This window comes from Ectothiorhodospira variabilis, from assembly GCF_022227625.1.
Classification (GTDB): Bacteria; Pseudomonadota; Gammaproteobacteria; order Ectothiorhodospirales; family Ectothiorhodospiraceae; genus Ectothiorhodospira; species Ectothiorhodospira haloalkaliphila.
Genome location: NZ_JAJNAO010000003.1, coordinates 303021 through 326466, shown reverse-complemented (window position 1 = coordinate 326466; position 23446 = coordinate 303021). Strand labels below are relative to the sequence as shown.

Here is a 23446-nt window from a genome sequence, read left to right as displayed (position 1 = left end):
AGGGGCCTATAACGTGCCATATCCGTTCATTTATCAAACATGCGAGATACGGCATCCTGATGGTGCTTGTGCTTCATCCGGCGAGCGGATTCCTCAAGACGATGTTGCTTTCGTGCAATATGTCCAGCGCATCATTCCCCGAAAGGATACACCCATCTACACCTTGTGCAGAACCGGCGTACGCAGCGTGGGTGCTGCAAATCTCCTGACCGACGCGGGTTATACCCATGTGAGGAACATTTGGGAGGGCTTTGTAGGCATTCACTTGACAGCCCCCAAGGTGATCGATTTTGATGCCGACGGCAATGCTATTCGAGAAAACCTCATCGTTGATCTAAACCATGACGGTGTCATCGATGACAGGGATAAAAATGGTTGGCGTTACCACTATGGACTCCCATATGTGACTCGGCTGCGGCCGCAACTTATCTATAGGGATGTGGCTTATATGTATTGGTGGGACTAATCGTTTTCCCGCTCTGAAAAACCCAGAAAAATTTCGCTGTGCTTGATGGCGGTGGGGCGCATGGGCGCCCCATCGTGGTTTGATTCTGTAACCGTCCAAGGCCAGCATGGTCATGGCCCCGGCCGGCAGGCAATTTCTGCACGAGGTTGGCCTATTGGCTGGATAGACCACAAGACCAAGACCAGCAGCCCCCGGCCCAGTGAGGGAGGTTTCGATCCGCGCCCCTTTGTTACGTCCCGCACTGATCCCTCTTACCACCGCCTCCTCATCCCTGGCTCCTTGAGGGCCTGTTAGAGCGCATCCTGGCCTTCAATCCGGGACATCCGGGACATCCGGGACATCCGGGTCAAAGAATCCAATTGCATGACAGGTGTCCATCAGATCGAGACGCCGGCCAGCATCACGCCCCGACTGGGGCCATTTTTAATCCTTCTATCCGATAGGTAATTGAGATTTTCAATAGTCACCCGCCCTAGCCCCGTCTATAGTCCAGCCGCTGCCGAAACCGGTTCCTGTACAGGTTCGACAACGGCTTCAGATCCGCCAGGGCCTCGAGCGTGCCGATGTCGGCATGATGATTCACGTGAGCGGCCCAGATCCGGGCAATGCTGACTCGATCGGGATGGGACTCAATCCGCTCCAGCGATGCATACGGCGCGACCCATCCTGGCTCCAGGGTGCGATACAACCAACCGATGGCACCGCTGTCGGACATGCGACGTGTCAGCCTCGGTGCCTCAAGACGGGCCTCCAGGGTGCTGCAGGGGGAGCGGGGCTGGCTCACCTGGATCACCGCTTCCCCCCAGCGAAAGCAATCACCAATGCAGACCTCCCCCTCCGAAAGGCCGTCGGTACTGAGATTCTCGCCAAAGGATCCGGGCACCAGCTCACCTTCCAGGAAGGGATAATGCTTGACCCAAAGGGCATAGTGCTCCGCCGGGTAATGGCACACCGTGCGGTTCGGCCCACCATGATGCTTCCGGTTCACCACCCCATCACCCTGGAAACCCTCCCGATCCAGCCATGCGGGCACATCAGCCGCCTGCTTGTCCATGGCAGAGGGGCGACCACTGGCTTCCACGATCAGCGGGCGGTCACGCAGGAACGGGCCTCGAGCGGGCCAGATTTCGTTCATGTATCTCCCCAGGGTAATGCAGCCGCAATACCTTATAGAGTGAGCCTGCAGACTGCATTTCGAGCCGTGATGCTGATCGATGCTATGCCGCCGCACCCGCCGCCAGGTGCGGCGACCATGCGCTGAGATCGCCGGTGACATTCACCACCCGAAAACGCACGAAGATCGATTCCGAGAGCCAGTCCTGCTGGCGTGCTGCGCGCAGGGTGCGATGGTGCGGGCTCTTGTGGTAGGCGAAGGCGCGCATTTGTTCAGTGTCCTGCCACAGAGTGAAGGTGGCCAGCGTGCGCAGGGGCGTCTCACCAAAGCCGATATGGAACCAGCAGCCGGGGACCTGGTGCAGGTGCTGGCGGATCGCGGGCACGGCGCTCCAAAAGGATCGAACCCGGTTACGACGCACACGCGCGTGGGTGAGGACCGCCACGGGTCCATCCGTTGCGCGCTCGCCGCTGTACTCGAACGGCTCGCGCCCGGCCCAGGTGCCATGGCCCGAGATGGGTCGCAACTCGATATGCAGTTGTGCCTCGCTGGGCCCGGCGATGCGCCGATAGAAACGGCTTTGCCGCAGTCGCTGATCATCGGCAGCGTCTGGCAACCCGCTTAGCAGGCAGTAGGTGCGCGGATCGGGCAGGATCGAAAAACCATCGCCCCCGCCGCAGCCCATGAGCCTGATGTCGCCAGCGGGCACATCGGGGCCGATGAACAGGCGGCGAAAACCCATGAAGAGAAAGGCTGCCGGGCTGTAGCCGAGCGGATAACGGAAAAAGCTGAAGGTGACGCGATCGGTCGACATGGATTGGGCGTGGCTGGCGTTAGTTTGCGGGTGGTCTGAATGCGTTGCTATGTGATTCCACCCCTCAAAGCTTAGGTCATCGCGGCGAAATACCGAAGTCTCAGGGAAAAAATACTCATATTCGGCGTAGCGTGCGGATTCCGGTTGTTGGGCAAGGTCTGTGGCATGCGCTCACGTCCTGCACCAGAAGGCGGCCACGGGATCGCGGAATATGCGTCATCACTGGCGTAGCCGCAACGGCATACCCACCGTGAACTGCAGGTCCGGCGAATCCGCGGTTACGCCAATGCCCAGACCGAAATCCACTGTGAAATCCGGAGACGTGGAGTAGGACGCACCCACATTGAACGTCGAGGTCACCAGGGAGGATCCGGGGATACGCGCATCGTCAATCCGGCTACTGGCAGACACCTGCTGGGAAAATCCGAAGCTGATGGACGTGTCCAGGTTCAGCGCCAGCGCCAGACCCACCTGCGCACCGACGGTATTACCGCTGCGAAACCGACCCGCCTCGATGTCCACACCCTCATTATAAGTGTAGGACAGTCCGCCAAAGAAAACGGCCGGATCCGTCACATGCACCAAGGTCAGCGAGCCGGCATAACTGTTGAAACCGCTGCCCAGGGAAAGCTGTCGACCCGGCTCCTGGTCGAAGGGGTTATCACCGGTCGTGGTCTTCCAACGCAGGCTACCCAGCAGATCGGGCCACCTTTCCGAGCCCCTGATCAATTGATGAGACAAGGCAAGTTCGATATCACCCAGCCCCTGAGCGGACTGGGTGCTCTCCTCGTTTTCGGCAGTGACCACCTGACGGCGCTGCCATCCCCAGGGAATGCGCGCCTCCAGCTGCCAGTCTCCAGGCAACCCGATGCGTCCGGTGAACGTGGTCTGGGCGATATCGGTGCGGACCCGCTCATTGACAATGTCCCCGACCACCAGAACCGGCAGGATGGTGAAGCCGTCGATGACGATACGATCGCTGGAACTGCTGATGTAACTGAAGCCCAGGTCTGCTTCGAAGGTTCCAGGCGGCAGCAGCAGACCGCCACGATCGATGAGGGTTTGTTCGAACGCGGCCCGAATCAGGCGTTCCTGTTCACGACGCTCTTCCTCCGCGGCTTCCTGGACGGCCTGTTCCAGGGCCTCCTGTTGCGGATCGGGTTCCCTGATCTGTGCCGGGCCCGGCGCAGATGGGTGCAGATGGGATTCCAGTTCGTCAAGACGGTCGATAAGATGCCGGATGACGTCATCACGCACGACGATGGCCCGTCGCAGTTCGCGCAACTCCTCCTGCAATTGATCGATGCGTTCATCGGCCATGGCCATGGTGGCAGGCACACCGCTCACCGCCACGATGCATAGCCACGACATCCCCCGCCTGGACATCCCCCTCCTGGTCGGAGGCACCCTCACGGGGTCACCGGGAGATGGCGTATGGCCGGTGGCACGGGTCCACCCGCCCTCAGCAGGCGGTGAACATAGTCCAGGTTGGGTAGTGGCGTGTTCAGCGCATTGGGAGCCAGCGGTCCTTGTCCCGGGTCCCATGGCGATTGGCCCACCTCCCGCACGAAGAACCCGATACGACTGGACCAGGCCTCGTCAAACTGTGCCAGCGACAGGGTGAGGTTGCCGAAGGCCGGATCACCAATCAGGACACGGTTTCCGGCGCGGCCCCGGAACACCACGAAATGATCCAGGTCCCGATAGCGAATGGGGAGAATCGCAGGCACCGGGCTGTGTTCCAGATCCTCCAGGGTCAATTGTGCGTAGCCCTCTGCCTGATAGCCCACGGCCTCGGCGAAGCGCTTGAGATCGAGAAGGGAGAATCCGCCACGTGCCCTGACCCTCTCCGGGTCTGTGTTGGCCAGGATACTGACGGCAATCGTGGCCTCACTGAAGGGGTCGCCAAAATGGTAGGTGAGAATGGTGCTCAAGGCAGCCGATCCACAGCTGACATCCCACCCCTGGCGCACCAATCCTGCCTCACGCAACTGCTTGAGGGGCATCACGTCGGTGGAAACGCGACCCGCTGCGGTCGGAAGTGGCGTGCCCCCATCCACCACCGGGCTTGCTGTCGCAAGCGCCGATATCAGCAGCGCGGGGGCGACGGCTTTCATCTGGGGCCTCCCAGCGCCGCTGGGGACGTTGCCAACTCCCTCTGGAGATTGATCTGCTGCATCTGACCGACCACGGAGTCGATATTGACGTTCAGATTCAGCAAGACATTCACGGGTGAGTTGACCGCGTTGATGTTGATCAGCGAGGAAAGGTTCTGCTGAGCATTGTCTCCCAGTATCAGCAGGGCCTGGGGGTTGGAGCGGCCGTCCAGAAGCGCAGCCTGACCTTGAACATGGATGTGACTGCCCCGCCGGGTGGTTCTTGCTGCCTCGAACCGGGCCAGCTCCTGGGAATCCCCCATCACCGCACCGGCCACCACGCGATCCAGCCAGGCATCATCCATCAGTCGAGGCGACTGGGCATGCGCGGTTCCCGCCATCCAGAGGGTGCAAGCCAGCAGCCATGTCTTGCGAGATTGGATGGGCATCATTGAAACCCCTGCACAAAGGTGTTGCTTTGGCTCACGGCCAAGGGATTCCCTTGCGTGGCACGTACGTGGGCGGGGGTGCGCGCCACGTTGGTGGCCCCTCCCATGAGCGAGGTGGTGACGTTGGCAGCATTCAACGCTCGCAAAGTCTGCTGAGCGCCCCCGTGCACCTGAACGACATGGTAGGTCTCCACCCGGGACTGACTTCCGGACAGGGTGATCAGGTCCGCCCGGGCTCCGACCAATTCACCGCCGGTCGTCTGCTCTGTCTGTTCCCTCCGGGACCACCGATCCTGCTCCCATTGATGCTCCCAGGTGTGGGTTTGCTTCTCCAGCACGCGCTCGAATGACTCCAGGCGCTCGATGGATTGGGTGCCGCAGGACTGCGCGGATCGGGTTAGACAGAGGATGCCATCGGTCAGGTCAGCCCGCATGCCGAATTCTGTCGACCAGGGCGGACCCTGCTCACCGCCCGGGTCAAACAAGTCTCCCAGGGAGATTTCAAAGCGGGCATCGGGAAGTGACAGATCCAGTTCCAGGGACTGCAGCGGGCGACCGGGCAGCAGCTCCAGGGCTGCGGAGGTCAATATGCCGGCAACGGGTTCCAGATCCAGGACGAAGGATTCAGTGATGCCTGGCAGCGAGAGGCCCAGATTGAGATCAACCCCCGTCTGGGGTGTCTGCATCTCGAAACGACCACTGCCCACGGCCGCGATCCCTTGGCCTAGCTTGATATCCAGGTCCTGGAGCGGGTTGGCGCCTGCGAGGCGGATCTCGCCCAAATCCAACGACGCGGTGGTGCGATTGCCCACATTGAAGTCAAGGTCGGCGCGGACGCAGCCGCCCAAACATAGCTCTCCACGCACGGTGGGAAGATCTGGAGGGGGGAGGCTGATTTGCCCCAGGTTCACCACCAGATCATCTCCCTCCCCCCGAATCGAGGCCGGCGTCACCTGGGCACCCTGGATTTGCAGACCCGAAAACTCGGCACCGAGACCGAACCTTGCGGGTTCTTCTCCGGTAAACCAGTCAAATGAGACGGCGGGGAGTGTCAGTGAGGGCAGCGTGCAGGTGGGGGCACCGCACAGATCCAGCCCCACCTCCCAATCACGCCCCAGGCTGTCGCCGGGTACGGCAGCGTTGTAATGGGCACGGGTGCGGACCTGACTCAGTTCCTGGTCCACGCGCGTATCCATGCGTGATTGGCGATCCCCAATGCCTTGCCGTAACTGGGTCGCTTCCCAGCGGCGGCTGTCCTGACCACTGGTGGTGGCACCAAGTTGAGCCCCGTCCGCGCCCTCCTGCACAAAATGATTGGTCTGATCCACCCGGGAGATGGGCCCTCCAACGGCCCCACCCTCAAAGACATTCAGGCCGGTGATGGCGTCGGCTCGGGCGACGTTAACCACATTCAACCCGGTCAGACCGGACTGGGCAGCGCCCCCCAACTGGACCTGATTCAGCGATTCCCGGTCGAACACGGCGCCTCCAGCCACCACGCCAGACACGTCGCCCGGTGGCGGGGGTAATCCTGCCTCCATGGAAGCAGCGCCCTGCACCCCGGCGCGGGCCCGGTCCGGAAGGGGACGATCGGGAGGTCCGATGGCGCTCTGGCCGGGCTGCTGTACCAGCATCCCCGAGGCCTGAACCCGGTCCAGTGCCAAGTCATCCAGCGCCCTGGGTGCCGCCGCAAGGGTCGGCGTCAACGCAAGGCCCAGCGCCATCCCGATGGGTACCCTCAGTAGACCCTGGGACACACTCATGATCCGAGCCTCCCTGTTGGTCAAGGGCGGCGGGACACAGCCCCACCGCCACCCTTATTTGACGGCGATCTCAGCGGCTGTGGCTGATGACGTTGGTCTGCGTCAGATTGAGGGATTGCCCCCCGCCGGCATTGAGCGCTCCGGAGCGTTGGGTGGCCACATTGACGCCGTTGGCCACGGCGCTGCCGGCGGCATTGACCACATTCATTGCCCGCACATCAGCCTGGGCATTGCCTGCCAGCACCACCAGGTAGCTGGATTCCACCGTCAGATCTGAACTGTCCACCACGATGTACTCAGCCTGAGCGTCTCGCAGCACGAAGGGTGCCCGGATTCGTTCATCCAGTGCCGTGTCCCAGGAGCGCTCGCTGACCTCACTGCTCTCCTGGCTGTGAGCAGTGGAGCGGTCCACCATGTCCATGATCTCCTCTTCGAAGCGCCCCTCGGCCTGGCAGGAGCCGTTCTGGACCGCACACCCTGCCCCCTCGAATTCCACCGTCATCTCGGGCAGCCTGAGGTTGACCCTCACCTCTCCTTCAAAGGAGACATCCCCGGGCAGCGAGACACCTCCACCTGACTCGAACGTGAACTCACCGGCATCAAAGTGCACACCGAGATCACCGGCACCCGACAGACCCCGTCCCGCCTGTATCTCCTGCCCCAGCACCGTAGACTTGGCGTTCACGCGACCACTGCTCTCGTTGCTGCGCGCGAAGGAATGCGTCTCCACGTTGGTAATGTTCTCGGATGACGCCAGCTCTGAGGACTCAAAACTGGAGCCGCTGTCCGACGTTACCCGGTCGATATTGGCCTCGATTCGCTCGTAGGATGGCACTGATGCCACGCGGCGCTGTTCCTGGACGATGTCGTTGATCTGTGCCACGTTGAAGTGCGCACCGTCCATGATGTCGGCGGTGGTCTCGGCCCGCCCGTCAAAGACGTTGATGCCGTTGGCAATGGTGCTCTCGGCCCCTGTGACCAGGTTCATCGCCCGGGCGTTGGCCTGAGCGCCCTCAAGTAACTCAACATGACCTGTTGAGTTCAGCGTCGCCGAGGAGTCGTTTCCGACGATGGCCCCTCCGCTGGCACTGAGGGGGTGACCAGAGGCAACCCCTGCCGTAATGTTATCCATCTCTTCCAGATTCAGTTGGGAAGGTCCGGATTGGGAAGCCACAACCGGTGCGGTTGCTCCGACCAGCGCCAGCGTCACGGCCACCGGGAGCACCCGGGGTGCGTGGAGAAAAAAACGTTGCTTGCTCAAGCCCTCAGTTCTGCGCCTCATAACCCACCCTCCCGTCGCCAGAATTCAACATAACGCGTCAAACGGAAGATAGCAGAGTATTGACATAACGCAATGAAATGCGATCGCGTCTTTCGGCGCCTAAGTCATCGCGGTGAGTAAAGCGCAGCTTTGCCCAAGGAGTGAGGGCTGGCCAGGTCAAGCTTTTTCTCCAATGGCGATACAACGCAGACCTCGGCCGGCACGATACCCCGCTCGAGCAGGTCCGATGCCGGTCGAGCATAGTAGGCGCTGAGCAAATCCAGGTTTGCATATACGAACTCGGATCGATCCCTGGGAAAGGGGCGGGTACTGATGCTCCCGAGGTGTGCCAGGTTGACTGCGCCGCCGTGAAACGAACCACTGCGCCATTGGATATCCGTTTGCCCTTCCGAAGGCACGGACTCCAGCACCAGCAAATGGGGATAGGCGCGTTTGGGGGGATGAGGATGCGCCCGGGGCGCGGGATAAGAAATGATGTCCAGCAGCCGGTAGGGCTGACCTTCCTTGCGGAAGGCCCCATTGAAGGACACAAAAGACACATACAGACTTTGGCCGATCCGGGATCTTAGATCCTCCACCAAACGGTAGTAGCGGGAGGAAGGCCATAGCGTTCCTTCAGAATCGCTTTGCATGGTAGGTAACGCGACGTCTTGCCTGGCCATGACATCCCCCTCATCCTGGTCTGCACGAGGTGGAGGATAGCAATGGCCTCAGCGCGCGAAAAATACTCACACTCCGCGTGAGGTTCACCCGACAAGCTCAGGGCTGTGGCTGCTGACCGCCCAGAAGCCACCCCATGCTTTCGAATCCCACCACCGTAGCCACCAGGGTAATCAACGACCAGACTGCGAGACTGAGGGTCATCCAGACCACGGTCAAACGTCGGTCCGCATGCATGGCCAGCGCCATGACCGCCGCCAGGTGGATACCAGTGAGCACCGGGCCCGCAAATGCGACCCCTGGCAGACCATAGCGGTCCCACACACGCTGCGCCCTTGGGCTCCAGCGCCTTTGAATGGGTCCCCGGCGCCCCTCCCACCAGCGGAACAGGGCGATGATGCCGAACACTGGCAGGGCGTTGCCAACGAAACTCACGATCGTCACCGGCACCGGAGACAACCCGAAACCGACGGCCACCGGGATCACGACCATGATCTCGAGCCAGGGCGTGGCTGCAGCAAGAAAAACCAGGGAATATTGCCAAAGAAGATCGGGCATGGGGTGATCAGGAATGCACGGGGGAAACGGATAAGGGGCACGCAGTGTAGACGAAACCGGACGCCCCCGCGATCTCAATGGCCCGGCCTCTTTGCCCGTTCTGCATTGCAACACCTGGAGGTCGGGTCCACACTCCATATAGCCGGACAAACGGTGCCCCTTTCCGTCTGAAAACGGAGGCCAGCGATCATGACAGCATCCGATATCAACGCGTTGCTCGGGTCCCGCGAATTACCAGCAGCCCGGGAAGCGCTGTTGGAGATGACTCGCGATGGATCCCGCAGCTGGCGGCGTGAAGAGTTGCTGGACATGGCTGGCAGGCTGTCGGCAGGTCTGACCGCCGCCGGCCTGAAGACCGGTGATCGAGTGGCCCTGATGGCACCCAATAGCGCCCCTTGGGTAGCGGTGGCGTTGGGTGTCATGCGGGCGGGGGGCGTACTCGTTCCCCTGGACACTCAAATGCCGGGCGAGGACCTGGCCCATGCCCTCAACGACTGCCGGCCAGGCACGATCCTGACCACTGACAAGCTGCTTTCCCGGTTGCCGAAACAGATTGAGGCTGACGTTTGGCTTCTGGACAAGGACACCACCGATGACCGTTCCTGGCGGAACCTCGTGGCCGACAGTCCTGCGCCGGCCCGGGCGAGCAGCCAGGACACTGCAGCCATCTTCTACACCTCAGGCACCACGGGGCCACCCAAGGGGGTGCCCCTGTCCCATGCCAACCTGGCCACCAACGTGCAGGCCCTGTGCGACCAGTCCCTGGCAGACGATCGGGATCGGGTACTGGTCCCCCTGCCCTTTCATCATGTCTATCCCTTTACTGTGGGGATTCTCACCCCCCTCACCCTGGGGGCACCGCTGATCATTCCATATTCACTGGTAGGGCCGCAGATTGTCCGTGCCCTGCGTGACGGTGAAGCCACGGTGATGCTCGGTGTGCCCAGGCTCTACGAGGCCATCTGGACTGCTCTGGAACAAAGGGTGACCGGGCGCGGCCGTACCGCAGCCCGACTCTTTCACGGCATGCTAAGGGTTTCCATGATGGCCCGCCGGGGGCCGGGATGGCGTCTGGGGCGACGCCTGTTCGCCGGCCTGCATCGGCGCATGGCACCGCGGCTACGTCTGGTGGTTGCCGGGGGAGCGGCCCTGGATCCGGGACTCGGGCGTCGCTTGCAGGCGCTGGGATGGGAGGTGGCCACGGGTTACGGGCTGAGCGAGACGGCGCCGATCCTCACCTATAACCCACCGGATCGGGTTCGTCTGGAAAGCGCCGGACTGCCGCTGCCCGGGGTGGAACTGGCCATTGATGGCCAGGAGGATGCCGGCGAGGTGATGGCCCGTGGACCGAATGTGTTTGCCGGTTATCTCAACCTGCCCGAGAAGAGCCGGGAGGTGCTGGACGATGATGGATGGTTCCGCACCGGTGACACCGGCTGGATTGATGAAGACGGTTTTCTCCACTTGGGAGGCCGCACTTCGGCCATGATCCTGCTCTCCGGAGGCGAGAACGTGGATCCCGAGAAAGTGGAAAAACAGATGGAGAAGGCCCCTGAGATCCGTGAAGCAGGGGTGCTGGCCCATGACGACCGCCTGGCAGCGGTGGTGGTGCCCGAACCGGAACTCCTGCGCGAAGTCGAGGGGGATGAACTCAACAAACGCCTCAAGAGCGCCATGGAAACGGCCACTCAGGATCTACCCACTCACCACCGTCCCGGCACATTGAAGATCAGCCTCGATCCCCTGCCCCGCACACGGCTGGGTAAGCTGCGTCGCCACAAGCTGGAAGAACGCTTCGAGGACCTGGGCGAGGGCGCAGCCCCAAAGGGTGAAGCCAAGCCGATTGATCCCGAGGCCATGGGCCCGGAGGATCAGCAATTGCTGTCGGATCCCAGCGTGGAGAAGGCCTGGCAGTATCTGGCCGAGCGTTTCCATGACCGGCGGCTCACGCCGGACAGCGGCCTGTACCAGGACCTGGGGCTGGACTCCCTGGCCTGGGTGGATTTAACCCTGGCGCTGCGTGACCGCATCGGCGTGGAAATGGAGGATGAGGCCATCTCACGGGTACAGAGCGTACGGGATCTGCTACGTGAGGTGGCTGCGGCCGGCGAAGCCGAGCAGGGTGACGAGCAGGATCTGCAAACCGCCCTCAAAGACCCCGAGCAACACCTGGACGACGCGGCGCGGCGCTGGCTGGCACCTCGCGGATCCATACGCCAGTTCATCGGCCTGATTCTGCTGGGCATCACTCGATTGGGAATCCGGCTCCTGTATCGTCTGGAGGTGGAGGGGCGCATCCCCCGTCAAGGAGGCCCTTACGTGCTGGCCCCGCGACACCTGAGTGCCCTGGATCCGCTGGTGCTCACCCGGGTTCTCACCTGGCGGCAGATACGCACGTTGTATTGGGCCGGATGGACCGGGATGATGTTCTCCAGCCGTCTCGCCCGGACCTTCAGTCGGATCGTCGGGATCCTGCCCATCGACCCGGGGAGATCCCCTCGACGCAGTCTGGCATTGGCGGTCACCTCTCTTGAGCGCGGGCATAGCCTGGTTTGGTTTCCGGAGGGACGCCGTTCCCGAGATGGTCGGTTGCAACCTTTTCGGCCCGGGATCGGCAGTCTGCTGCTGGCGCGACCAGCACCGGTGATTCCCGTGCACATCGAAGGCACAGGCAAGGCGTTACCCCCCGGGCGGCGCTGGCCCCGACCGGGACGGTTGCGCATCGTCATCGGTGAGCCGCTGGAACCCGGCAGCCTGGGCAGCGAACCTCGGGAGATTGCCCGGCACCTTCAGGATGCGGTGGCCGCCCTGGGCGAACCCGGCGACACGCGTTGACAAAAAGGAAGCGCGGCCAGGCCAGTCACTCACTTTTCAGTGCACCGAATCCGTAATATCGTGAGTCCATTCCTGAGTTGATGCAGGGCCTGATCCGGGCATCCCCAAGGGCAACCATGATGGCAAACAATAGACGAAGCAAAGCGGTCACCGAAGGCTTTCAGCGCGCCCCCAATCGGGCCATGTTGCGGGCGGTCGGCTTTGAGGATGGGGATTTCGACAAGCCCATTGTCGGTGTGGGCAACGCCCATAGCACCATTACTCCCTGCAACATCGGTATCGATGCCCTGGCGCAGCGGGCCGACGAGGCCCTGCGCGCCGCCGGCGCCATGCCGCAGCAGTTTGGCACCATCACCATCTCCGATGGCATCTCCATGGGCACAGAGGGGATGAAGTATTCGCTGGTGTCTCGAGAGGTGATCGCCGACGCCATCGAGACGGTGGTCCAGGGGCAGAGCATGGATGGCATCCTCGCCACCGGCGGCTGCGACAAGAACATGCCGGGCGCCATGATCGCCCTGGCCCGCATCAACGTCCCGGGCATTTTCGTCTACGGTGGCACCATCAAGCCGGGCAAGTACAAGGGCCAGGACCTGACCATCGTCAGTGTTTTTGAAGCGGTGGGCCAGTACGCCGCGGGTAACCTGAGCGATGCGGATCTGCTAGGGGTGGAGAAAAATGCATGCCCCGGGGCGGGCTCCTGTGGCGGCATGTACACCGCCAACACCATGTCCAGCGCCTTCGAGGCCATGGGCATGAGCCTCCTGGGTTCCTCCACCCAGTCCGCGGAGGACAAGGAGAAGGGCGATTCCGCCGCGCGTTCCGCCCAGGTGTTGCTCGAAGCCATCAAGGCGGATCGCAGACCCCGACACATCATGACCCGAAAGGCTTTCGAGAACGCCTTTGCCGTGACCATGGCCCAGGGCGGTTCCACCAATGCCGTCCTGCATCTGCTGGCCATTGCCAATGCAGCAGAAGTGGACTTCTCCATCGACGACGTCGAAGTGATCCGCCGCAAGGTGCCGGTGCTATGCGACCTCAAGCCCTCAGGTACATACGTTACCAGCCAGTTCCACGCCGTGGGGGGCACGCCCGTGGTCATGAAGATGTTGCTGGAGGCCGGGCTGATTCACGGTGACTGCCTCACCATCACCGGCCAGACCCTGGCCGAAACCCTGGCAACGGTCCCCGCGACACCGCCGGCACATCAGGACATCATCCGCCCCATTGATACGCCGCTATACAGTCAGGGTCATCTGGCCGTGCTCAAGGGCAACCTGGCCGAAGAAGGTGCCGTGGCAAAGATCACGGGGCTGAAAAAGACCGCCATCACCGGTCCTGCGCGGGTTTTCAACTCCGAAGAGGAGTCCATGGAGGCCATCGTCAATGACAAAATCAGGTCCGGCGACATCCTGGTCATCCGGTACGAGGGGCCCAAGGGGGGCCCGGGAATGCGTGAGATGCTCTCTCCCACCTCGGCCATCATCGGCGCCGGCCTGGGCGATGAGGTGGGCCTGATCACCGACGGGCGCTTTTCCGGTGGAACCTACGGCATGGTGGTGGGCCATGTGGCACCGGAGGCCTATGTAGGGGGCACCATCGGCCTGGTCGAGGAAGGCGACACCATCACCATTGATGCTGAGCAGAACCTGCTGCAACTTAATGTCCCTGATGCTGAGCTGGCCAAGCGCCGGCAACGGTGGCGAAAGCCCGAACCACGTTACCGGCGCGGCGTGCTGGCAAAGTATGCCAAGCTGGTTTCCTCGGCCAGCCAAGGCGCCGTGACCGACCGGGATCTGGAAATCTAAGGCGAATGCGTTGACGCAGCCAGCCATCTGCCTGCCGGATGGGGTCTATCTGGAAGTCACCACACGGGAAGTGGACGGAAGAGGCCACGGATCTGGCCCGAAAGAAGCCTGGCCAGGGAGACTTCGTCCAGGGTGATGGAGTCCGGGATCCCGGCTTCGATACAGACGAAGTGGCGGCGCTGGGCGCGAACGAAAGCAGCACTTGACCCGAGCCCGCAGGCTCCCGCAACGTTGAGACTGCCTGCGTGGCTTGTTCCCCATCATGAGGATTCTCCCATGCACTTCCGACAGCTCTTTGAACCGGACTCTTCCACTTTCACCTACCTGCTGGCCTGCCCCGATACCGGGGTCACGGCGCTGATCGATCCCGTGATGGAAACCGTGGACAGGGATCTGGAAGTGCTGCAGTCCATGGGACTGACCCTGGATTTTGCGGTGGAAACCCATATCCACGCGGACCACATCACCGGGGCGCAGCGCCTCAAGCAAGCCACCGGCTGCCAGATCGCGGGGCCGGCGCTGGACGAAATCCCCTGCCGTGATGTAGGTCTGCGCGAGGGCGAGCCATTCAAGCTGGGCAGCATCACCCTGAACCCGCTGTTCACCCCCGGGCACACCGACACCCACCACGCCTACCTGCTGGATCACCACGGTCTCAAGCTGCTGTTCTCGGGCGATGCCCTGCTGATCGAGAGCTGCGGACGCACCGATTTTCAGTCCGGCGACGCCCACGTGCTCTACCACAGCATCCAGGACAAATTCTTCAGCCTGCCTGACGAAACCCTGGTCTACCCCGCCCACGATTACGAGGAACGGCGCATCACCACCATCGGCCAGGAAAAGCTGCGCAACCCCCGCCTGGGGAAAGGCCGCAGCGAGGCCGAGTTCGTGAAGATCATGCACGACATGGACCTGCCCTACCCCCGCAAGATCGATTTCGCGGTCCCCGGCAACGAACAATGCGGCGCCTGCCCGGACAACGTACCCGAAGAGATGCGCGGCTTGTGCGAGGCGAGTCGGCAGGGGTAGTGCGGAACAAGAAACCTTGTTCCGCAGCAGGCAACCCGATCAGCGCGTCGAGCTAGGGTGAAGTCCGGCGATCAAAGAAATACCGCCCCCCTAGCTGCCTGGAGGCCTTGAGCACGGCTTGGTCAGCAAAACGGCAGGGTTGGGTGCGGTGCTTGGCACTGTCTCACATGCCAGGATAGTTGGGTCCATCTCCACCTTGAGGCACCACCCAGTCGATATTCTGGTCCGGATCCTTGATATCACAGGTCTTGCAGTGCACGCAGTTCTGGGCGTTGATCTGCAGACGCGACCCATTGGCATCCCCGGTCTCCACATATTCATATACGCCCGCGGGGCAATAGCGGGCTTCCGGCCCCGCGTAAACCGGGAGATTCAGAGCAGTAGGCCGATTTTCGTCTCTCAGCTTGAGGTGGATCGGTTGACCCTCTTCGTGGTTCGTGTTGGAAAGAAAAACCGAAGAGAGGCGGTCGAAGGTGATGGCCCCATCAGGACGGGGATAATCGATGGGCTGGCAATCCCTGGCGGGACGCAGGCGCTCATGGTCGGCGTGATGGCGCAGGGTCCAGGGAGCGCGACCACGAAAGACATAGGTATCCACCGCCGCGTGGGCCAGTCCAGCCCAGAGACCCCAGCGAAAACCGGGGCGGATGTTACGGGCTCGGTGGAGTTCCCGGATCACCCAGGTATTGTCGAGGCGGCTACGGAAATCGCTGGCTTCGGCACCGCCGGCCGGTGACGAGGTCAGCAGATCGAAAACGGTCTCTGCCGCCGTGATGCCACTCTTCATGGCATTGTCGCTGCCCTTGATGCGTGGCACGTCGAGAAAGCCCGCCGTGTCCCCCACCAGCAGGCCGCCGGGGAAGCTGAGTTTCGGCAGGCCCTGCAGCCCCCCCTCCACCAGCGCCCGGGCCCCATAGGCGATGCGTTTGCCACCTTCGAATTCGGGCCGGATGGCCGGATGGGTCTTGAAGCGCTGCATTTCCTCGAAGGGGCTCAGGTAGGGATTTTCGTAGTCCAGCCCCACAATGAAGCCCACCGCCACCCGATTGTCCTCCAGATGGTAAAGAAACCCGCCGCCATAGGTGCGGGTATCCAGTGGCCAGCCCACGGAGTGGATCACCTGACCAGGCCGGTGCCGGGTCGGGTCCACTTCCCAGACTTCCTTGATGCCCAGTCCGTAGGTCTGTGGTCCCACCCCTTCGCGCAGACGGAAGCGGTCGATGAGCGTCTTGGTCAGGGAGCCATGACAGCCCTCGCAAAAAAGCGTCTGGCGGGCATGGAGTTCCACGCCGGGCTCGAAGCGTGGGCCCTCGCTGCCATCCGGGTTGCGGCCCATGTCCGCGGTGGCCACGCCCTTGACCGCCCCCTGCTCGTCATGGAGCACCTCGGCTGCCGGAAATCCGGGCAGCACTTCCACGCCCAGGGCCTCGGCCTGTTCCGCCAGCCAGCGACAGAGATTGCCCAGGCTGATGATGTAATTACCCTGGTTGTGCATCTGTGGTGGCGTGGGCAGTCGCAGGGCACGGCCCTGGGTCAGCAGCAGGAACTGGTCCTCGCTGACGGCGGTGTTCAGGGGGGCGCCCCGTTCTCGCCAGTCCGGCAGCAGTTCATGCAGGGCCCGGGGCGCGAACACCGCGCCCGAGAGGATATGGGCACCCACCTCGGAGCCCTTTTCCAGCACACAGACTGACAGATCCTGTCCTGTCTGCTTGGCCTGCTGACGCAGACGGATGGCCGCCGCCAGCCCGGCTGGACCGGCACCAACGATGACCACGTCGAATTCCATGCTCTCACGTTCCACAGGGCACCTCCGGCGTTGGGTTCAGGATTTGAGGGCGCGAAGCCCGTCCCGCAGGGCGGGCAGCACCTCGAACAGGTCACCCACCAGGGCGTAGTCGGCCATCTGGACCATGGGGGCCTCCTCGTCACGGTTGATGGCCACCACCACCTTGCTGTCCTTCATGCCGGCCCAATGCTGGATGGCTCCGGAGATCCCCACGGCGATGTACAGCTCGGGCGCAACCACCTTGCCGGTCTGCCCCACCTGGTAGTCGTTGGGCACGAACCCGGCATCCACGGCCGCACGGGAGGCGCCGATGGCAGCATTGAGCTCGTCGGCCAGGGACTCCAGCAGCTGGAAGCCCTCGGCACTGCCAACACCGCGCCCACCGGAGACCACCACCCTGGCCGCCCCCAGTTCCGGGCGTTCCGACTCGGTGAGCGATTCCTCCACGAAGCGTGACAGCCCCGGATCCTGGGCCGCCGGCACCGTCTCGATCGACGCCGAGCCGCCCTCGCCCACCGGGTCAAAGGCCGTGGGACGTACCGTGATGACCCTGATCGGATCCTCGCAAATCACCCGCGCCATGACATTGCCGGCATAGATGGGCCGCTCGAAGGTGGTCGGACCCTCGATTCCGGTGATGTCCGACACCTGGGCTACATCCAGACGGGCCGCCACCCGGGGCATGAAGTCCTTGCCTTGGGTGGTGGCCGCGGCCAGTACTGCCGAGTAGTCAGAGGCCAGCGAGATGACCAGCTCAGCCAGGGGTTCGGCCAGCTGGTGAGCATAGGTCGGGTCGTCACAGAGCAGTACACGGCTCACACCCTCCAGTGCCGCCGCCGCTTCACCCACGGCCTGGCAGTCCTGCCCGGCCACCAGGACATCCACGGCATCACCCAGGGCAAGCGCAGCACTCACCGTCCTGCGGGTGACATCGGCCAGATGTCGATGATCATGTTCCGCCACTACCAGCACTGTCATGTCAGATCACCTGTGCTTCATTCTTGAGCTTGTCCAGCAATTCCCCCACGTCGGCGACGCGCACACCCGGCTTGCGCGCGGGCGGTTCGGCCACGCTGACCATGCGGATGCCGCTGCGGGTATCCACCCCGAGGCTGTCCAGGGGACGGCGATCCAGGGGTTTTTTCTTTGCCTTCATGATATTGGGGAGCTTGAGATAGCGAGGCTCGTTGAGTCGCAGATCAGTGCTCACCACCGCCGGCAGCCCCAGGGCCACGGTGCGGGTGCCTCCATCCACTTCCCGGGTGACGATCACCTCGCCGTCGCCCATCTCCAGCCGACAGGCGAAGGTACCCTGCCCCCAGCCCACACGTGCAGCGAGCATCTGCGCCGTCTGGTTGCAGTCATCATCGATGGCCTGCTTACCCATCAGCACGAGATCGGGGGACTCTTCCCCCACCACGGCAGCCAGGGCGCGACTGATCACCACCGGCGCCAGGCTTTCCTCCGTTTCCAGCAGCAGCGCCCGGTCGGCGCCGAATGCCAGGGCCGTGCGCAGTGTGTCCTGGGCCGCGGCCGGGCCGATGCTGACTGCCACCACCTCGGTGGCCACGCCGGCCTCGCGAAGCCGCACCGCCTCCTCCATGGCGATTTCGTCGAAGGGGTTCATGGACATCTTCAGGTTGGCAATGTCCACACCGCTGCCATCGGAGCGTGGGCGCACCCGAACGGTGTAATCCACCACGCGCTTGACCGGTACGAGTACCTTCATGGGCCACTCCTCAATAAGAAAGATATGTCAGGCGTTACCGTTTTCGTCGGGGCGCAGCACCAGCACCGGCGAACGGGCCGAGTGCACCACCTCACGGGCAAAGCTGCCCATGATCACGCGCTGCAGCCCCGTGCGCCCGTGGGTGGTCATGGCGATCACCGCCCCCTGTATCAGTGCCGAGTACTCCACCACGGCCCGGGCAACGTCCTTGCCGTGGAGCACGTCCCAGTTGGCCTGGACGCCGTATTTTTCCGGCATGTGGTCCGCCATGCGGCGCAGGTAGACCCATTCCCCCGAGTCCGCCCCGGGGCCACCGTGACCAAAGCTGGGTTTGAGCACCTGGATCAGGCGCACATCCGCGCCGATCGAGCGTGCAAAGGCCACCGCCGGCGGCAACACGGCCTCGGAGAGGGCGGATCCATCCAGGCAAATCAACACCGTGCGGATGGGGCCCGTCCACTCCTCGGACAGATCCGGGCCGGCCAGCAGGACCGGGCGACGCGACTGACGCAGCACATGCCCGGCGACACTGCCCACCACCGCCTCGCCAACGGCCCCCCGGGCATGTGTGGACATGACCAGGGGGCTGTCCGGCTCGGTGCTCATGGCCTGCATCAGCCCGTCGGTCACCGAACCGTGGACGACGACTTCCACCTGGGCATCGTTGAGCCCACGGGCGGCCAGAATGCTCTGCAGCAAGGCCTTGCGTTCGGTGCTGTCCGTCTCGCGGGGCACCACCGAAACCAGCCGGACGCGGGCACCCAGCTGACCGGCCAGGGAGAGGCCGGGCTTGAGGGCCGCCTGGGAACGGGCGGAGGAATCCAGGGGAATGGTAACAGTGGCGGACATGGCGCACTCCTTGATAGCAGCAATCGAATCCGGCATCAGGCAAGCCAGCGCTTGCGACGCCGGTAATGTTTGACGTTGAGGTAATCCACCTTGCCGGAACCGCCCAGGTAGAACTCCTGTACATCGGGGTTCTCCCGCATGACGGCGGCATCGGCGCTCATCACCACGTGGCCGTTCTCCAGCAGGTAGGCGTAATCCACCACCTCCAGGGCGGCCGCGGCGTTCTGTTCCACCAGCAGCACGCTGACCCCCTGCTCCTTGTTGATCTCACGGATGATCTGGAAGATCTCCTGCACCAGTAGCGGCGAGAGGCCCAGGCTGGGCTCGTCCAGCATGATCAGTTCAGGCTCCGTCATCAGGGCACGGCCGATGGCGAGCATCTGCTGCTCGCCGCCCGACAGGTAGCCGGCCTTGGTGCGTGCCCGTTCCTTGAGCCGGGGAAAGTAATTGAAGACCCGCTCCTTGAGTTCCTGATAGCGCTGGCGGCTGCCGCGGGTGGCATAGGCGGCCAGCAGGTTGTCCTCCGGTGACAGGTGCTCGAAGATGCGCCGTCCCTCAAGGACGTGCACCAGGCCGCTGGCCACCCGTTTTGGCGGCGACAGCGGCAGCATGTCCCGACCCTGGAAGGTGAGTGCGCCCCGGGTCACCAGGCCACGCTCCGGGGCCAGCAGGCCACTGATGGCCTTGAGGGTGGTGCTCTTGCCGGCGCCGTTGCTGCCCAGAAGGGCGATCATCTGCCCCTTGTGGATCTTCAGTGAGACGCCCTTGATGGCCAGGAAGACCTTGTCGTAGATCACTTCCACGTTGGCCAGTTCGAGCAGAGGCTGGCCGGCGTCGGCAACCGGCACGGTTTGACTGGCAGTATTCTGCATGGGATCACCCCTTTCCTGTCATGGATACCCGTCGGGCCGCCGGGGCGCTTGTCCGCCCCGGCGACATGGGGACTCAGCGGCCTTCGCGGAAGCCGGCGGCGTCCTTCTCGATCTCTTCCCAGACGATATCCTGGTGAGCTGCGTACCAGTCGGTCAGCGGTTCCCAGGCCTCCCCATTCCAGGCGGACACGCGGCCGTAACCACCCCCCTGATGATCGCCGGCGGTGATGGTGATGGGCGGCATCATGCCTCTGGCATCGAAGTTCTCGATCATGCGGAAGCCATCACGCAGTTTCTCACCGGTCAGCGGTGCCCCGAACTCCTGCATGGCCAGGCGCGCGGCCTCCACGGCCACTGCCATGGTGGCAACGCCGATGTTGTAATAGGTGGTGCCCACATTGTTCGCGGAACCCTGGCCGCGGCCCGGTTCGATCACGTGTTCCATGATGTCCTGGATGATCGGGTGATCGGTGCCCGTGCCCACGGCCTCGAAGCGCTTGACGCCGTTCATGTGGTTACCGCCCACGTTGCGCGCATCCGTCTCCGCCAGCCATACCACCGAGAGGATGTTCTCCTGACGGATACCGTTGCGGATGGCTTCACGCACCGACACCTGCTGGCCGCCACCGGCGCCCCAGATGATCACGTGGTCAGGCCGGTAGCGACGCAAATCGGACCAGGTGGCCGACTGTTCGGTGCCGGGGCTGGGATAAGCGAAGGCACGCAGTTCAAAGTCCTTCTTCTCGGCCAGATCACGCAGCACGGGGATGGGCTCGCGGCCAAAGGGAGAATCGATATGCACCAGCGCGATCCGCTTGCCTTCAAGACCTCCCTGGTGCTGATCAATGTAGTCCGCCAGCACCGTGGCCTGTGACCAGTAAGTGGCCATCATCGGGAAGACGAAGGGGAAGGTTTCACCTTCGCTGGCATCACCACGACCGTGCAACGCGGTGATCATCACCACCTCGTCACTCAGCACCCGGTTCACCGCGGCACGGGACACCGGCGTACTGAAGAAATCCACCAGCACCGCACCTTCCCGACGGGCGCGGTTATAGGCCTCCAGGCCCCGCTGGGGTTCGTTGGCGGTGTCCCGCACGATGGTCTCGATCATGTGGCCTTCGATGCCACCGGTCTCGTTCACGAGCCGCAGATAGTCCCTCTGGCCCTGATGATACTCATCGGTCACAAAGGTGTAGACAGCGGTAAAGTCCTGCAACAGCGCGAACTTGATGGGCTCCTTCTCGGCCTGGGCGGTGCCGCTCAGGCCCAGGGCCGCGGCTCCGGCCATGCCGGCCAGCCATCGGGTGAATGGTTTCATGACGCACACTCCTCCAAGGTTTTCTATGCCCTCCCCACGGGGAGGTATCAGCTCTGGGTATGACGGAAAGGCCAGACCACGAAGTACTTGCGCAGGTTGTCGTAGATCTTGGCCAATCCCAGGGGCTCATACAGCAACACACCGATGATCAATGCCCCGTAGACCATCAGCGGAATGTGAGCGATCAGATTGAACGAGATGGGAATCCACTCGTAGGTGGCCAGGAAGGCCAGTACATTGGTGAGCACAATGGGCAGCAGGAGCACGAAGCCGGCCCCCAGATACGCGCCGATGACGCTGCCCAGGCCACCCACCAGCACCATGGCCACCAGCTGGATGGAGACATTGAAGCCGAACTGCTCGGGCGTGACCGCCTGGTAGTAGCAGAAGGCCAGGATGGCGCCGGTGACCCCCCCCAGGAAGGAGGCGGCAAAGAAGGCCAGCAGCTTGTATCTCACCGGATCCACCCCGATCACCGCCGCGGCGAAATCCTTGTCCCGCACCGCCACCAGCGCCCGACCAAAGCTGGTGCGCTTGATGTTGAGCAGCAGCAGGGTCACCACCACGGTCCACAACAGTGCCATGTAGTAGAGCGAGGCGTCACTCTGCAGGGGCATGAACAGGAAGGTGACATCGGGGGTGCTCAGAGTGGCCTGGGCGCCCCCGGAGATGGCGGGCACATTGATGATCACCCACTCCACCAGGTATTGCATGGCGAGGGTGGCCATCACCAGATAGAGCCCCTTCACCCGTAGCGCCGCGGCCCCGAAGATCACGCCGATGAAGGCCGACATCAGGCCCGCCCCCAGCAGGGCGAACTCGAAGGGAACACCGGCGCGCGTGAGATGGATGCTGGTATAGGCGCCGATGGCCAGCACGGCGGCAAAGCCGAAGTGCAGTTGCCCCGCCATGCCCATCAACAGGGTCAGCGACAGGGCGGCCGCGGTCCAGATCAGCCATGGCAGCATGTAGCTGGTGAGATAGAGATCGGACAGGAAGAACGGTGCCAGCAGTGCCAGTGCCACCAGTAACTGCATGATGCGGCGGTCGGCGGTCACCGGCCACAGGGCCCGCGACGAGGCATAGCGCGTATGCTTGATTCCGGACAGTCGATAGAACATGGCGCTCAGACCCTCTCGATATCTTCACGGCCGAAGATGCCGTGGGGGCGGAAAATGATGGTCAGCAGGATGATCAGGGAGGTCACCACATCACGCGTGCCGCCCCCCACCAGTGGATCCACATACCCGGGAATGACGCTACCGAGGATGCCGACGATCAGCCCCGCCACGAACACGCCGTAGATGCTGTCCAGTCCCCCGAGGATGACCACCGCCACCGCCGGAAAGAGCAAAGCGGTCAGGGTCCAGTCCACCCCCTGCACCGATCCCCACATGGCGCCCGCGGCCACGGCAGAGATGCCGGCCAGACCCCAGGAGATGGCCACGGCCCGTTCCACAGAGATACCCACAGACCAGCTGGAAACGTGATCATCGGAGACCGCCCGCAGCTTCGTGCCGATGCGGGTGCGGAAGAACAGCAGGGCGCCGGCCACCATCAGGCCGCCAATGATTCCGCCCACCAGGTATTCCCGATTGATGAACACATCGCCGACGATGATGGGCATCATGTCCAGACCCAGGTCCAGGCTCTTGGGGGAGGCCCCCAGCAGGCCGGGGCCGAGGCCTCGCAGCAGGCTTTCCAGGCCCAGGGTGAGCATGACCACCATGATGATGGGCTGCCCCACCATCTTGCGCAGCAGCAGGCGCTCGGTGACCATGCCGAACAGAAACATGCCGACGATGGCCAGCAGGATGGCAAACACGATCGGTATGCCCAGCAGGTGGGCGAACATCCAGATGAGGTAGGCGGCGATCATCACCATGGCCCCCTGGGCCAGGTTGGGAACCCCGGAGGATTTGTAGATCAGCACGATGCCCAGGGCGACCAGGCTGTACATCAGGCCGGTCAGGGCGCCGTTGATGATCAATTCGATCAGGAACTGGATATCCACT

21 protein-coding genes are annotated in these 23446 nt (G+C 63.1%); 4 read left to right on the top strand and 17 right to left on the bottom strand.

The genetic code is table 11. The features are described from left to right. A partial coding sequence (locus LPW30_RS06350; RefSeq protein ID WP_338018811.1) for a rhodanese-like domain-containing protein occupies positions 1 to 466 on the top strand: 466 nt, incomplete at its 5' end. Between the two features lie 472 nt (positions 467 to 938). Here LPW30_RS06350 and LPW30_RS06345 read toward each other — a convergent pair. From LPW30_RS06345 to LPW30_RS06305, 9 genes are all read right to left on the bottom strand, one after another. Next, complete coding sequence (locus LPW30_RS06345; protein WP_239680356.1) at positions 939 to 1601, bottom strand: MOSC domain-containing protein; 663 nt, start codon at positions 1599 to 1601, stop codon at positions 939 to 941. An 82-nt stretch (positions 1602 to 1683) separates the two neighbouring features. Beyond that, on the bottom strand, positions 1684 to 2394 hold the full coding sequence (locus tag LPW30_RS06340) for an aminodeoxychorismate lyase (protein ID WP_239680355.1): 711 nt from the start codon (positions 2392 to 2394) through the stop codon (positions 1684 to 1686). Positions 2395 to 2613: 219 nt separating this feature from the next. After that, positions 2614 to 3765, bottom strand: a complete 1152-nt coding sequence (locus tag LPW30_RS06335; protein WP_239680354.1) for a transporter — start codon at positions 3763 to 3765, stop codon at positions 2614 to 2616. A 38-nt stretch (positions 3766 to 3803) separates the two neighbouring features. Further along, positions 3804 to 4511: a C39 family peptidase gene (locus LPW30_RS06330; RefSeq protein ID WP_238625719.1), complete on the bottom strand. Its 708-nt coding sequence runs from the start codon at positions 4509 to 4511 to the stop codon at positions 3804 to 3806. Next, a complete protein-coding gene (locus LPW30_RS06325) occupies positions 4508 to 4939 on the bottom strand; it encodes a hypothetical protein (RefSeq protein WP_026623488.1) in 432 nt (143 codons plus the stop codon). Before LPW30_RS06325 ends, LPW30_RS06330 begins: the two co-directional genes overlap by 4 nt. Then, a complete protein-coding gene (locus LPW30_RS06320; RefSeq protein WP_239680353.1) occupies positions 4939 to 6702 on the bottom strand; it encodes a hypothetical protein in 1764 nt (587 codons plus the stop codon). Before LPW30_RS06320 ends, LPW30_RS06325 begins: the two co-directional genes overlap by 1 nt. A 70-nt stretch (positions 6703 to 6772) precedes the next feature. Next, a complete protein-coding gene (locus LPW30_RS06315; RefSeq protein ID WP_239680352.1) occupies positions 6773 to 7690 on the bottom strand; it encodes a hypothetical protein in 918 nt (305 codons plus the stop codon). A gap of 398 nt (positions 7691 to 8088) precedes the next feature. Further along, positions 8089 to 8616 carry a hypothetical protein gene (locus LPW30_RS06310; protein ID WP_128571966.1) on the bottom strand — a complete coding sequence of 176 codons (528 nt, stop codon included), beginning with the start codon at positions 8614 to 8616 and terminating at the stop codon, positions 8089 to 8091. Positions 8617 to 8743: 127 nt separating this feature from the next. Continuing rightward, a complete protein-coding gene (locus tag LPW30_RS06305) occupies positions 8744 to 9202 on the bottom strand; it encodes a small multi-drug export protein (protein ID WP_239680351.1) in 459 nt (152 codons plus the stop codon). 189 nt (positions 9203 to 9391) lie between these two features. On the opposite strand from LPW30_RS06305, the gene LPW30_RS06300 reads away from it, so the two are divergent. The 3 genes from LPW30_RS06300 (at position 9392) to LPW30_RS06290 (ending at position 14874) form a co-directional block, all read left to right on the top strand. Further along, positions 9392 to 12037 carry an AMP-binding protein gene (locus tag LPW30_RS06300; RefSeq protein ID WP_239680350.1) on the top strand — a complete coding sequence of 882 codons (2646 nt, stop codon included), beginning with the start codon at positions 9392 to 9394 and terminating at the stop codon, positions 12035 to 12037. Between the two features lie 116 nt (positions 12038 to 12153). After that, complete coding sequence (gene ilvD / locus LPW30_RS06295) at positions 12154 to 13845, top strand: dihydroxy-acid dehydratase (RefSeq protein WP_239680349.1); 1692 nt, start codon at positions 12154 to 12156, stop codon at positions 13843 to 13845. Positions 13846 to 14121: 276 nt separating this feature from the next. Then, positions 14122 to 14874, top strand: coding sequence for an MBL fold metallo-hydrolase (locus tag LPW30_RS06290; protein WP_239680348.1), 753 nt, complete (start codon positions 14122 to 14124; stop codon positions 14872 to 14874). Between the two features lie 163 nt (positions 14875 to 15037). Here LPW30_RS06290 and LPW30_RS06285 read toward each other — a convergent pair whose 3' ends face one another. From LPW30_RS06285 to LPW30_RS06250, 8 genes are all read right to left on the bottom strand, one after another. Continuing rightward, positions 15038 to 16675 carry an electron transfer flavoprotein-ubiquinone oxidoreductase gene (locus tag LPW30_RS06285; RefSeq protein ID WP_239680347.1) on the bottom strand — a complete coding sequence of 546 codons (1638 nt, stop codon included), beginning with the start codon at positions 16673 to 16675 and terminating at the stop codon, positions 15038 to 15040. Positions 16676 to 16696: 21 nt separating this feature from the next. Next, complete coding sequence (locus LPW30_RS06280; protein ID WP_025282912.1) at positions 16697 to 17638, bottom strand: electron transfer flavoprotein subunit alpha/FixB family protein; 942 nt, start codon at positions 17636 to 17638, stop codon at positions 16697 to 16699. A gap of 1 nt (position 17639) precedes the next feature. Then, complete coding sequence (locus LPW30_RS06275) at positions 17640 to 18389, bottom strand: electron transfer flavoprotein subunit beta/FixA family protein (protein WP_025282911.1); 750 nt, start codon at positions 18387 to 18389, stop codon at positions 17640 to 17642. 27 nt (positions 18390 to 18416) lie between these two features. After that, a complete protein-coding gene (locus LPW30_RS06270) occupies positions 18417 to 19238 on the bottom strand; it encodes a universal stress protein (protein WP_239680346.1) in 822 nt (273 codons plus the stop codon). A 35-nt stretch (positions 19239 to 19273) separates the two neighbouring features. Continuing rightward, entirely contained in the window at positions 19274 to 20110 is an 837-nt protein-coding gene (locus LPW30_RS06265) for an ABC transporter ATP-binding protein (RefSeq protein ID WP_239680345.1), read from the bottom strand. A gap of 73 nt (positions 20111 to 20183) precedes the next feature. Then, a complete protein-coding gene (locus LPW30_RS06260; RefSeq protein WP_239680344.1) occupies positions 20184 to 21431 on the bottom strand; it encodes an ABC transporter substrate-binding protein in 1248 nt (415 codons plus the stop codon). Between the two features lie 47 nt (positions 21432 to 21478). Then, positions 21479 to 22552 (bottom strand): branched-chain amino acid ABC transporter permease, encoded by a 1074-nt coding sequence (locus LPW30_RS06255; protein WP_025282907.1) that lies wholly within the window; start codon positions 22550 to 22552, stop codon positions 21479 to 21481. 5 nt (positions 22553 to 22557) lie between these two features. Then, complete coding sequence (locus LPW30_RS06250) at positions 22558 to 23445, bottom strand: branched-chain amino acid ABC transporter permease (RefSeq protein ID WP_035369072.1); 888 nt, start codon at positions 23443 to 23445, stop codon at positions 22558 to 22560. Position 23446: the final 1 nt, after the last annotated feature.